We start from the raw sequence: 12,170 nt of genomic DNA on the forward strand, positions 1-12,170 counted from the left end.
GATGACCAAAGCCTCAACCGATCTGTCCTGGTTGCGCGGTAGTTCGGTGCTGGTCACCGGTGCGCGCATCTCCGGGCTGGCCGTCGTACGCCCACTGCTGGACCACGGCGCACTCGTGACCGTCACCGACTCGAACCGAGCTGCGCTCGACGAGGCGTCGGCGCTCGGTGCTGCCATGGTGGTTCAGGACGATCTGCTCGCCGATCCGGACGCGATCGCGGCCTTTGCGCTCGTCGTCACCAGCCCCGGATTCCGGCCGGACTCCCCGGTGCTGGCTGCGGCCGCCGACCACGACGTCCCGGTGTGGGGCGACGTGGAGTTCTCCTGGCATCTCGACCGCGCCGAGGTGTACGGCCCGCGCGCTCGTTGGCTGGTGGTCACCGGTACGAACGGTAAGACGACCACCACCTCGATGCTCGCCTCGATCCTCGACACTGCCGGAATCGACTCCGTCGCCTGCGGAAACATCGGCCTCCCCATCGCCGACGCGTTGCGCGGTACCCCGCATCCCCGTGTCCTCGCGGTCGAGCTGTCGTCCTTCCAGTTGTTCTGGGCACCGTCGGTTCGGCCCGCGGCGGGGGTCGTGCTCAACATCGCCGAGGATCACCTGGATTGGCACGGGGGCATGGACGGGTACGTCCAGGCCAAGGCGCGCGCATTGACCGGTGACGTCGGGGTCGTGGGACTCGACGATGCGGTGGCGGCCGGACTGAGGGCGGGGTCACCGGCAGCCACGGTCGTCGGTTTCCGCCTGGACGAACCCGCCGCGGGCGAGCTGGGAGTGCGGGCGGGAATGCTCGTCGACCGTGCGTTCGGGGACAACGTCGAGTTGCTCCGGGCCGACGAGGTGGAACCGAGTGGCCCGTCCGGTGTGCTCGACGCGTTGGCCGCGGCTGCGTTGGCGCGATCGATCGGCGTCGACGCCGAGGCCGTCCGAAACGGATTGCGGACGTACCGGGTGGGACCGCATCGGGCCGCAGTGGTGCGTGAGCTCGGTGGGGTGACGTTCGTCGACGATTCCAAGGCGACGAATCCGCATGCCGCGCGCTCGTCGATCCTCGCGCACGATCGGGTCGTGTGGATCGCGGGCGGGTTGTTGAAGGGTGCGGTGATCGACGATCTGGTCGTCGAGATCGCCGATCGGCTCGTGGCTGCGGTGGTGTTGGGCCGCGATGGGATGCAGATCGCAGAGGCTTTGGCGCGACACGCCCCCGATGTTCCGGTCGTCAGGCTCCCTTCGGGAGACGATGCTGGTGTGACTCATGAGGCTGAAGATGCAGATGCGGTGATGCGAGCGGCCGTCGACCACGCTGCGGGGTTTGCCGCGGCCGGCGATACCGTCCTGCTGGCCCCCGCGGCTGCGTCGTTGGACATGTTCGTCGATTACGGCCACCGCGGCCGAAGCTTCGCCGAGTCCGTCGAGCGCCTCGACATCGCCGCCCTCGGATCGCCGCGATCGTGACCACCGCAGCTCGACCGGCGCGTCCACCTCGTCGCACCACCACGCCGCGCACCCGAATCGGACTGTGGTTCGGTCGGCCGCTGGCGTCGTTCCACCTCATCGTCACGATCGCGGTGCTGCTCACCGTGCTGGGACTGGTCATGGTGCTGTCCGCGTCGTCGGCCGAATCGTTCGCAGCCGACGAGTCCGGCTACGCGCTGTTCACGCAACAGCTGATCGGTGTCGCACTGGGTGTGGTCGCGTTTTATGCGGCGCTTCGGCTGCCGGTGCGATACCTGCGCAAATTGTCGTTCCCGCTCTTCCTGGTCTCGATCACGATGTTGATGCTGGTGTTGATCCCCGGTATCGGTGCCGAGCGTCAGGGCGCACGGCGTTGGTTCGACTTCGGTGTCGTCTCGTTCCAGCCGTCCGAGCTGGCGAAGGTCGCGTTGGTTCTGTGGGGAGCGCACCTGCTGGCCTCCCGTCGCAGCGAGCACGGCAACATCAAGTCGCTGCTGGTGCCGTTGCTGCCTGCGGGCCTGCTCATGTGTCTGCTCGTCGTGCTCCAGCCCAACCTCAGTACCGCGATCGCCCTGGGCATCATTCTCGTCGCACTACTGTGGTTCGCCGGCCTCAACGCCCGGCTGTTCGGAGCAGTCCTGGTGACCGGTTTGGCTCTGGCGACCGTGCTCGCGTTCACCGCCGGCTACCGCTCGAACCGCGTCAAGGCCTGGCTCAACCCGGGGGAGGACACCCAGGGTCTGTCGTATCAGTCCACCCAGGCCAAGTACTCTTTGGCCGACGGCGGACTCTTCGGTCGCGGATTGGGACAGAGTCGCGCGAAATGGAGCTACCTCCCCAACGCGCACAACGACTTCATCTTCGCGATCATCGGCGAGGAGCTCGGCATGATCGGCTGCCTTGCCGTCATCGGATTGTTCGGTCTCTTCGTCTACACCGGCCTACGCATCGCGATGCGGTCGGTCGATCCGTTCCTGCGTCTGTTGACTGCAGGCGCAACGTGCTGGGTGTTCGGTCAGGCCATGATCAACATCGGCTATGTGGTCGGGCTGCTGCCGGTGACCGGTCTGCAGCTGCCGCTGGTGTCCTACGGCGGTACGTCCACGGCCATCACGCTGTTGATGTTCGGGATCATCGCCAGTGCGGCCCGACACGAACCGGAAGCCATCGCCGCGCTGCACGCCGGGCAAGAGGGTCGTATCGCCCGAGCTCTGAGATTGCCGCTGCCTGCTGTCTTCTCACCGAAGCGGGCCGCGATGGCACGCTCCAAATCCACCCGTCCCACGTTGGCGGCGCAGGATCGCACACGTCTCGAGTCCCGCAAGAACAAGGACGGCCGCGGGGCACGGTCACCCGAGCCCGGGCGTACCCGTGTGTCGAGTTCACGGGTGGACACGGCCGGCCCCAACGGGTCGGCCAGGAACGCACCCCGTGGCCACGCCCGCCGTGCCGAGCCCCAACGCCGAGACACCGGCAGCGGGTACGCCGCCGGACCACGGTCGCCGTATCGGCCGCGTCCGGAACCGCAACCCGGTCGTCCGCCGGTCCGCTCGGGTGAGCGAGGATATCGACGGTGAAGCAGACATCGAGGCCGATATCCGTGGTGGTGGCCGGAGGCGGAACCGCCGGACACATCGAGCCCGCGCTCGCCGTGGCCGACGCCCTGCGCGAGCTCGACCCCACCGTCACCGTCACCGCCCTCGGCAGCAGCCGGGGGCTCGAAACGACACTGGTACCCGCCCGCGGCTACGCGCTGGAACTGATACCGCCCGTGCCGCTGCCTCGCAAGCCCACTCTCGACCTGGTGAAGTTACCGGTTCGGGTCGCACGGTCGGTGCGTCGAACCCGGGAGATCTTCGCTGCGGTCGAGGCCGATGTACTGGTCGGCTTCGGCGGTTACGTCGCGCTTCCTGCGTATCTCGCTGCCCGCGGTCGACTTCTCGGTCGCGGCGGCCGTATTCCGGTGATCATTCACGAGGCCAATGCCCGCGCCGGCATCGCGAACAAGGTCGGTGCACGCAGCGCCGAACGAGTCCTTGCCGCCGTCGCCGGATCTGGTATCTCTGCACCGGGGTCCGAGGATGCAGAAGTGATCGGAATTCCGGTGCGGCCCACCATCACCGGTCTCGATCGCGCAGCGATGCGGTCGCAGGCTCGCGCTCATTTCGGTCTGCCCGAACACGGGCCGGTGCTGCTGGTGTTCGGCGGTTCACAGGGCGCGCGTTCACTCAACGACGCAGTGTCCGGTGCCTCGGCCGCCCTTGCCGCCGCCGGCATCTCGGTTCTGCACGCACACGGTCCCAAGAACACACTGGACGTGGAGCAGAGCAATCCGGATGCTCCGTACGTCGCAGTGCCCTACATCGACCGGATGGACCTGGCCTACGCGGCGGCCGATCTCGCGATCTGCCGGTCCGGTGCCATGACGGTCGCCGAAGTCTCCGCGACCGGGCTTCCTGCCGTGTACGTGCCTCTACCGCACGGCAACGGTGAGCAGGAGCTCAATGCCCGTCCCGTCGTCGACGCCGGAGGTGGCATCCTGGTAGCCGACGCGACGCTGAGCGCGCAGTACGTGACCGACACGGTCGTCGCTTTGGTGGCCGACACCGAGCGCATCGCCGCGATGTCCCGTGCTGCGGCAGGAGCCGGTCACAAGGGTGCTGCGGCTGCCGTTGCGCAGATCGTGCTCGATACCGCGCACGCGGCGCGGCGCTGAACCGGGCGGCGGCGAGAATGCCACAGAACGAGGGAGACGTCCGCGTGACAACTGAGGGTGCGGCGATGTCGGAGTTGCCGGCAGAGCTCGAACGGGTGCACATGGTGGGAATCGGCGGTGCCGGGATGTCCGGGATCGCACGCATTCTGCTGGCGCGCGGTGGTCAGGTGTCCGGATCGGATGCCAAGGAATCGCGCGGGGTGTTGGCGCTGCGAGCCCGCGGTGCGCTGGTGCGAATCGGGCACGATGCAAGCGCGCTGGACATGATCGACGGCGGCCCCACCGTGGTCGTGACGACCCACGCGGCCATACCCAAGACCAACCCCGAACTCGTCGAGGCTCGCGATCGCGGGATTCCGGTGGTGTTGCGGCCCGCCGTCCTCGCGTCGTTGATGGAGGGGTACCGCACCCTGCTGGTGTCGGGCACGCACGGCAAGACGTCGACCACATCGATGTTGGTCGTCGCACTGCAGCACTGTGGGTTCGACCCGTCGTTCGCCGTCGGCGGTGAGCTCAACGAGGCCGGAACCAACGCGCATCACGGCAGTGGCGACGTCTTCGTCGCCGAGGCGGACGAGAGTGACGGTTCGCTGTTGCAGTACTCCGCGAACGTGATCATCGTGACGAACATAGAGGCCGATCATCTCGATTTCTTCGGTACGACCGAGGCCTACGTGAAGGTGTTCGACGATTTCGCCGCGCTGCTGCACCCGGGCGGTGTGCTGGTGGCATGCATGGACGATCCGGGTTCGGCAGCTCTGGCCCGCCGCGTGGTCGAGAAGAATCTCCCCGGAGTGACGGTGCTCGGCTACGGGTCGTCCGACGTCGACGCCGGACCGGTCGAGATGGCCGTTCGCCTGTTGGCCTGGGAGCCCGAGGACATCGGCGGCGTCGCGCAGTTGCAGATCGCCGGTGAGGACTCTGCCCGCACGGTTCGGCTGGGAGTACCGGGACGGCACACCGCCCTCAACGCCCTGGCGGCGTTCGTGGCTGCCCGCCAGGTGGGCGCGGGGGTCGAGGAGTTGCTGGCCGGGCTGACCGGATTCGGGGGAGTGCACCGGCGGTTCCAGTTCACCGGACGCGAGCACGGAGTACGAGTGTTCGACGACTACGCCCATCACCCCACCGAGGTGCGGGCCGTGCTGACCGCTGCGCAGGCGTTGGTCGCGGGTCAAGCACTTCCGGGCGAGCGGGGGCGGGTCGTGGTGGTGTTCCAACCGCATCTGTACTCACGTACTGCGACGTTCGCCGAGGAATTCGGTACCGCACTGTCGTTGGCCGACGAGATCGTGGTGCTCGACGTCTACGGCGCTCGCGAGGAACCCCTGCCCGGTGTGACCGGGGCCTTGGTCGCAGCGTCGGTGACCAAACCGGTGAACTACCAACCGGATCTGTCGTTGGTCGCCAAGCAGGTGGCCAATCTCAGCCGTCCCGGCGACGTGGTGATCACGATGGGTGCGGGCGACGTGACCATGCTCGGCGGTCCCATTCTCGACGCCCTTCGTTCCAAAACCGATTTCGGTGCCACGACCGGCCGCGCGGTACCGAAGGATCGGCCGTCGACGTGACTCGTCGGTCCGATCGAGACCGCGCTTCCAGATCGGAACCCGTTGCCGGGCAGGGTGATTCGACGTCGTCGGTCACAGACAGGCAAGCTCGCGCGCAGGCCAGGGAACAAGAGCGCGCTCGCGTGAAACGGTCACGCCGTCGCGCGGTGCTTGCCGTCGTGGCGGTTGTCGCAGTGATCGTCGGGTCGGCAGTACTGGTCTACTTCACGCCGCTGCTGTCGGTTCGGACGATCTCGGTCGTGGGAGCCTCGTCGGTGTCCGAACAGGAGATCCTCGACCGACTCGAGGTGCCGACCGGCCTGCCGCTGGTCCGTGTCGACGCCGCGGCCGCGGCCCAGCGTGTTGCGTCGATACCGGAGCTGGCATCGGTTCGGGTGCAACGGAAATACCCGTCCACCGTGCAGGTCACCGTCGAAGAACGTGTCCCGGTGGCGTTCGTCGATTCTCCCGACGGCACTCACTTGCTCGATGCAACCGGCGTGGACTTCGCCGTCGCACCGCCTCCGCCCGGGGTGGTCCGACTGGTGACCGACAATCCTGTCTTCGGCGATCCGGTGACGAAAGATGCACTGGCTGTGCTCGATTCGCTGCCGCCGCTGATTCGAGGTCAGGTCGGCGAAGTGCGCGCGAGCACGCTGTCCGACATCTCGATCCTGCTGTTGGACGGGCGTACCGTCGTGTGGGGGAACAAGGACAACTCCGAGCGCAAGGGGGCGGTGGCCATCGCGCTGCTGTCGCAACCGGGTCAGATTTTCGACGTGTCCAGTCCCGATCTTCCGACCACGAAGTAGCGACGGGCCCTAAAGGCTCATATTTTCGGCGCGGCATCGGCGCGCCTAATGGCGATCGTGGCCGTCGGTGAATAGCGTTCCGATCAGTCGAGTACTTGACATAACTCTAAGCCTGTGGTTTAGGTTGAGGGTTTTCCACATTTTTCGAGCAACAATCCACGGAAGGCGAGAGCCCATGACGCCCCCGCACAACTACCTCGCCGTAATCAAGGTCGTCGGCATCGGCGGCGGCGGCGTGAACGCGGTCAACCGGATGATCGAACAGGGACTCAAGGGAGTCGAGTTCATCGCCGTCAACACCGACGCTCAGGCCTTGCTGATGAGTGACGCCGACGTCAAGCTCGACGTCGGCCGTGAGCTGACTCGCGGACTCGGTGCCGGTGCCGACCCCGAGGTGGGTCGCCGCGCAGCGGACGACCACAAGGACGAGATCGAAGAGGTCCTCAAGGGTGCCGACATGGTCTTCGTCACCGCAGGTGAGGGTGGCGGAACCGGTACCGGCGGTGCTCCCGTCGTCGCCAACATCGCGCGCAAGCTCGGCGCGCTGACCGTCGGCGTCGTGACGCGTCCGTTCTCCTTCGAGGGCAAGCGCCGTGGTGGCCAGGCCGACACCGGTATCCAGCAGCTGCGTGAATCCTGCGACACGCTCATCGTCATCCCCAACGATCGTCTGCTTCAGCTCGGCGACGCAGCCGTCAGCCTCATGGATGCGTTCCGCAGTGCCGACGAGGTCCTGCTCAACGGCGTTCAGGGCATCACCGATCTGATCACCACCCCCGGGCTGATCAACGTCGACTTCGCCGACGTCAAGGGCGTCATGTCCGGCGCAGGCAGTGCGCTGATGGGCATCGGTTCCTCCCGCGGTGAAGGCCGCGCGATCAAGGCCGCGGAATCCGCGATCAACTCGCCGCTGCTGGAAGCGTCCATGGAAGGTGCCCGCGGAGTGCTGCTCTCCATCGCGGGTGGCTCGGATCTCGGCCTGTTCGAGATCAACGAGGCCGCCTCGCTGGTCCAGGAAGCTGCGCACATCGACGCCAACATCATCTTCGGAACCGTCATCGACGACTCTCTCGGCGACGAGGTTCGTGTCACCGTCATCGCCGCCGGGTTCGACGGAGGAACGCCCACGCGTCGTCCGGTCGAGGCAGCGGCATCCACCCGCGGCCCGATCGGATCGGCGCGCTCGGGGGAGGTCTCCTCACGCTCGAACGACAGCTCCGAGGGCGCTGTGTTCCGCGACCCGGTCGGCGCACCCAGCGGATCGAGCCTGCCCCCGCTGAACTCGTCCAGTTCGTCGAACCGCGAATCGTCCAGCCGCGAGTCCGCAGCCGGTCACGGCCGGGATTCCGGCGGTCAAGGCCGCGAGTCGGTCGGATCCGGACGCCGCGTTCCCGTCGCCGAGGACGACGGCGAAGACGAGGTCGACGTACCGTCCTTCATGCGGCGGTGAGTGACTCCTTTCGGGTCAGGCGGGTGTCGACGACGCGAGCAGGCGGCGTGTCGGCCCCGCCGTTCGACACCTTCAATCTCGGTGACCACGTAGGCGACGACCCGGCTGCTGTCGAGGCCAACCGTCGACGCCTCGGTGACCGTTTGGGTATGGGCATCGAACGCATGGTGTTCATGGAGCAGGTCCACGGCCGCACCGTCACGGTGGTGGACGGGCCGGTGTCCGAGCCCGTTCCCATGACCGATGCGTTGGTGACGACGCAACGCGATCTCGCGCTCGTGGTGTTGACGGCCGACTGTGTTCCGGTGTTGCTGTCCGACGAAGAGGCGGGCGTGATCGCCGCGGTGCACGCCGGCCGTGTCGGTGCCCGCATCGGCATCATTCCTCGAGTACTCGCGTCGATGGTCGAGCTGGGCGCGGTCCCGGAGAGGATCGGGGCCTTCCTCGGCCCGGCGGCCAGTGGGCGTCAGTACGAGGTACCCGCCCACATGCGCGCCGACGTCGACAAGCATCTTCCCGGAAGCGCGACGACGACGGTTCGGAACACCCCCGGTCTCGATATCCCGGCCGGTGTGCGCGCGCAGCTGATTGCCGCCGGCCTGCACGGAGTGGCTCAGGATCCCCGGTGCACCATCGAGGATCGCACCCTGTTCAGCCATCGCCGGGAGGGTTCGACCGGCCGTATCGCGAGCGTCGTGTGGATGGATTCCGCATCCGCAGACGAGGTTGTCGACTCCGGCCAGGAGAGGATGTCGTGAGCGAGCCCACCGACCGGGCTGCCGAGATCGCCGCCGCGTTGGCGTCGGTACGCGAACGACTGGCGCGAGCATGCGCGGACGCAGGTCGAGAAGACTCGACCGTGACTCTGCTGCCGGTGACGAAGTTCTTCCCCGCGTCCGACGTTCGGATCCTGTACGGGCTGGGCTGCCGTGAGTTCGGCGAGTCCAGAGAGCAGGATGCGTCGCCCAAAGTGGCCGAGACCGCCGAGGACTTCCGCGGTGATCCGCCGCGATGGCACATGATCGGGCATCTCCAACGAAACAAGGCGAAGTCCATTGCTGCGTGGGCGCACTCCATTCACTCGGTGGACAGTGCTCGATTGGTCACCGCGCTGTCCAAGGCCACCAAGACAGCACTCGACGACGGCGCTCGGACGACGCCGCTCGACGTCCTCGTTCAGGTCAGTCTCGACGGCGATGTCCACCGCGGCGGCGTCGAACGCGGGGACCTGTACGAGTTGGCCGACGCGGTGTCGACCGCACCCGGCTTGCGTCTGGCCGGACTCATGGCCGTACCTCCGTTGGACGCCGATGCGGACGCTGCGTTCGGTGATCTCGAGGTGCTGCATCAGCGACTTCTGCGTGATCATCCCGATGCCCGCGAGTTGTCGGCCGGCATGACGGGGGACCTGGAAGCTGCTGTGCGACACGGATCGACGTGCGTGCGTGTCGGTACCGCAATACTCGGTGCGCGGCCGATAGCCTCCCAATAACAGTCCACGGATCACATCAGTCACAACAGACACTTGCGAACCTGGAGATGGACAGTAGACACGGCCACGGAAGGCAGAACGATGAGCACCCTGCACAAGTTCAAGGCGTACTTCGGCATGGTTCCGCTCGCGGACTACGAGGACGACTACCTCGACGATCCGGACACCCGCCGCAGTCCCCGTGGTGGCCGTGACGGTTACGACGACATCGACGATCGTGACTTCGTCAAGCCGTCGTTCGGTGGCTCGCGGCACGCGCAGGCCGACGACGACTACGACGATTACGAGGCCCCTCGCCCCGCTGCGACGCTCGCTCCGATCGGTGGACGCGCACGCGGCACAGCAGGACCGTCGACCCGAGGCGCTGCCACTCGTGGCGCGCTGGCGATGGACACCCGCATGGACGTGCGGGCCGAGACGCGACGCAGCCCGATCGTCGACGACGGCGGCCCACTCTCGAAGATCACCACCCTGCGCCCGAGGGACTACAGCGAGGCGCGCACCATCGGTGAGCGTTTCCGTGACGGCACTCCGGTCATCATGGATCTCGTCGAAATGAGCAACGCCGACGCCAAGCGACTCGTCGACTTCGCTGCCGGATTGGCCTTCGCGCTCCGTGGATCTTTCGACAAGGTGGCCACGAAGGTGTTCCTGCTTTCGCCGGCCGATGTCGATGTATCCCCGCAGGAGCGCAGGCGAATTGCGGAAACCGGCTTCTACAGCCAGCAGTGATCGTTTCTCCCCTTGGGGCGGCAAGTCGGAGCTGTGACCAGCGCACTTTGCTCAGCCCGGCGAAGTCAGGCAGAGTATAGCCGTGATCGTGTTCACGGTGATCAACATCGTATTGTTTCTTTTTTGGCTCCTTCTCATCGGTCGAATCATCGTCGAGTTCATCAGGACTTTCGCGAGAGATTGGCAACCGACCGGGCTGGTCGTCATCCTTCTGGAGGCGATCTTCACGGTCACCGACCCGCCCGTGAAGTTCCTGCGCAGGATAATTCCGCCGCTCAACCTCGGTGGTGTGCGACTGGACCTGTCGATCATGGTCTTGCTGTTCGTCGTGTTCATTCTGTGGAATGTGACCAGCAGCCTCGCGGCCTGAGGCCGAAGATGGAATGTTAGAACTCGGGACCCAGCGCAAGCTGCGTGTCCCGTGTGACAGAATGGACGCCAGTTACAGTTTGATTGTTCTGCACTCGCGCGGAATGGCATATAACTGAATGCTTGCTCTACCGCCCCAAGACGCGTGAAGGGATCCTTCCATGCCGCTGACTCCAGCTGATGTGCACAACGTTGCGTTCAGCAAGCCGCCCATCGGTAAGCGCGGTTACAACGAAGACGAGGTCGACGCATTTCTCGACCTCGTCGAGCAAGAGTTGTCCCGACTGATCGAAGAGAACGCCGACCTGCGCCAGCGCGTCGGTGAGCTCGACCAGGAGCTTGCGGACGCCAAGAACTCTGCGCGCCAGAGCCCACAGTCGGCTCCGGTCGCCGCACCGAAAGCCGAGCCGCAGCGGCCGGTCGATCCCCCCAAGCCGCCACCGGTGGTTCAGCAGCCCGCGCCGGTCGCTCCCGTGGCCGCAGCACCGCAGCAGAGCGGCGACTCCAACATGCAGGCCGCGAAGATTCTCGGTCTCGCGCAGGAGATGGCGGACCGCCTCACCGGCGATGCGAAGACGGAGTCCGAGCAGCTGCTCGGTAATGCGCGCACCAACGCCGAACGTCTGGTGTCGGATGCCCGGGCTCGTTCGGAGTCGATGATGTCCGAAGCGCGGCAGAAGTCCGAGTCGCTGCTCACCGATGCACAGACTCGCTCCGAGACCCAGCTTCGCCAGGCCAAGGAGAAGGCCGACGCATTGCAGGCCGACGCCGAGCGCAAGCACACCGAGATCATGGCGACGATCAACCAGCAGCGGTCCGTGCTGGAAGGTCGCATCGAGCAGCTCAAGACGTTCGAGCGCGAATACCGGGTGCGCCTCAAGTCGTACCTCGAATCGCAGCTCGAAGAGCTCGAGAACCGTTCCTCGGCGCTGCCGGTGGACAACGGCCAGGACAACTTCAACCAGGACAACCAGACGTCCGGCTACAGCCAGTCGTACGCCAAGGGCAACAACTGACGCGATCGTTCTCCGACGCTGCCTCTCGGGGCAGCGTCGGAGCTCGGTTGTAGCGTCGAGTGGTGAGCGAGGAATCCTGTGCTGATTCTGACCCTCGGCGCGGCGGCTGTCGGGTTCGGGTTCCTGGTGTTGGCACTGATGACCGGATCGGTCGTCTGGGCCTGGGCCTGCATCGTGATCTGCATAGTCGGGGCGGTGCTGCTCCTGGTCGGGGCCCTGCTCGGGCGACGGCCACCGCCCGAGATCGACAGGTAGCATCTACGCGGTAGTGCATCAGGCGGGCAGTACGCCAGGCGGTAGTGCATCACTTCGACGGTTGTCAGACGAAAGAACAAGCAGGCGTCGATCCGGCCATCACCGGGGAGCCTTCGGAAGAACGACAGTGACGATTCGGTCTGCAACGACCGAAACGGGCTGTTCAGTAGAACCGAACGGGTGAGCCCGTCACAGCTCATGTGGAGAGGCTCGGTCCGACGGGTTCCATCGGTCCGAGCAAGCGGGGTGGTACCGCGGTACTCGGCGTCCCCATCGCCGAATGTCGTCCCCGTGCCAATCGATGTCGCGTCCTGTACGC

12 protein-coding genes are annotated in these 12,170 nt (G+C 66.2%); all 12 read left to right on the top strand.

Annotated elements, in window-relative coordinates:
* The first annotated feature begins 1 nt into the window (after window position 1).
* The 12 genes from murD to CH266_RS25535 all read left to right on the top strand — a co-directional run bounded on the left by murD (window position 2) and on the right by CH266_RS25535 (window position 11,851).
* Window positions 2–1,462, top strand: a complete 1,461-nt coding sequence (murD, locus tag CH266_RS19820) for a UDP-N-acetylmuramoyl-L-alanine--D-glutamate ligase (RefSeq protein ID WP_094715993.1) — start codon at window positions 2–4, stop codon at window positions 1,460–1,462.
* Window positions 1,459–3,039 (top strand): putative lipid II flippase FtsW, encoded by a 1,581-nt coding sequence (gene ftsW, locus CH266_RS19825; protein WP_027497345.1) that lies wholly within the window; start codon window positions 1,459–1,461, stop codon window positions 3,037–3,039. The genes murD and ftsW overlap by 4 nt, the downstream gene beginning before the upstream one ends.
* A complete protein-coding gene (murG, locus tag CH266_RS19830; RefSeq protein ID WP_027497344.1) occupies window positions 3,036–4,178 on the top strand; it encodes an undecaprenyldiphospho-muramoylpentapeptide beta-N-acetylglucosaminyltransferase in 1,143 nt (380 codons plus the stop codon). The genes ftsW and murG overlap by 4 nt, the downstream gene beginning before the upstream one ends.
* A 65-nt stretch (window positions 4,179–4,243) precedes the next feature.
* Window positions 4,244–5,746 carry a UDP-N-acetylmuramate--L-alanine ligase gene (murC, locus tag CH266_RS19835; protein ID WP_045841252.1) on the top strand — a complete coding sequence of 501 codons (1,503 nt, stop codon included), beginning with the start codon at window positions 4,244–4,246 and terminating at the stop codon, window positions 5,744–5,746.
* 122 nt (window positions 5,747–5,868) lie between these two features.
* Window positions 5,869–6,537, top strand: coding sequence for a cell division protein FtsQ/DivIB (locus CH266_RS19840; RefSeq protein ID WP_230593424.1), 669 nt, complete (start codon window positions 5,869–5,871; stop codon window positions 6,535–6,537).
* A 175-nt stretch (window positions 6,538–6,712) separates the two neighbouring features.
* Window positions 6,713–7,987, top strand: coding sequence for a cell division protein FtsZ (gene ftsZ / locus CH266_RS19845; protein WP_027497341.1), 1,275 nt, complete (start codon window positions 6,713–6,715; stop codon window positions 7,985–7,987).
* Window positions 7,984–8,745 carry a peptidoglycan editing factor PgeF gene (pgeF, locus tag CH266_RS19850; RefSeq protein ID WP_063216716.1) on the top strand — a complete coding sequence of 254 codons (762 nt, stop codon included), beginning with the start codon at window positions 7,984–7,986 and terminating at the stop codon, window positions 8,743–8,745. The genes ftsZ and pgeF overlap by 4 nt, the downstream gene beginning before the upstream one ends.
* Window positions 8,742–9,479 (top strand): YggS family pyridoxal phosphate-dependent enzyme, encoded by a 738-nt coding sequence (locus CH266_RS19855; protein WP_094715995.1) that lies wholly within the window; start codon window positions 8,742–8,744, stop codon window positions 9,477–9,479. The genes pgeF and CH266_RS19855 overlap by 4 nt, the downstream gene beginning before the upstream one ends.
* A gap of 81 nt (window positions 9,480–9,560) precedes the next feature.
* Window positions 9,561–10,211, top strand: coding sequence for a cell division protein SepF (locus CH266_RS19860; RefSeq protein ID WP_027497339.1), 651 nt, complete (start codon window positions 9,561–9,563; stop codon window positions 10,209–10,211).
* Window positions 10,212–10,293: 82 nt separating this feature from the next.
* Window positions 10,294–10,581, top strand: coding sequence for a YggT family protein (locus tag CH266_RS19865; protein ID WP_027497338.1), 288 nt, complete (start codon window positions 10,294–10,296; stop codon window positions 10,579–10,581).
* Window positions 10,582–10,741: 160 nt separating this feature from the next.
* A complete protein-coding gene (wag31, locus tag CH266_RS19870; RefSeq protein WP_027497337.1) occupies window positions 10,742–11,596 on the top strand; it encodes a DivIVA-like cell division protein Wag31 in 855 nt (284 codons plus the stop codon).
* A 78-nt stretch (window positions 11,597–11,674) separates the two neighbouring features.
* Window positions 11,675–11,851, top strand: a complete 177-nt coding sequence (locus tag CH266_RS25535; protein WP_027497336.1) for a hypothetical protein — start codon at window positions 11,675–11,677, stop codon at window positions 11,849–11,851.
* Window positions 11,852–12,170: the final 319 nt, after the last annotated feature.

The organism is Rhodococcus sp. 06-1474-1B (genome assembly GCF_002258885.1).
Taxonomy (GTDB): Bacteria; Actinomycetota; Actinomycetes; order Mycobacteriales; family Mycobacteriaceae; genus Rhodococcoides; species Rhodococcoides fascians.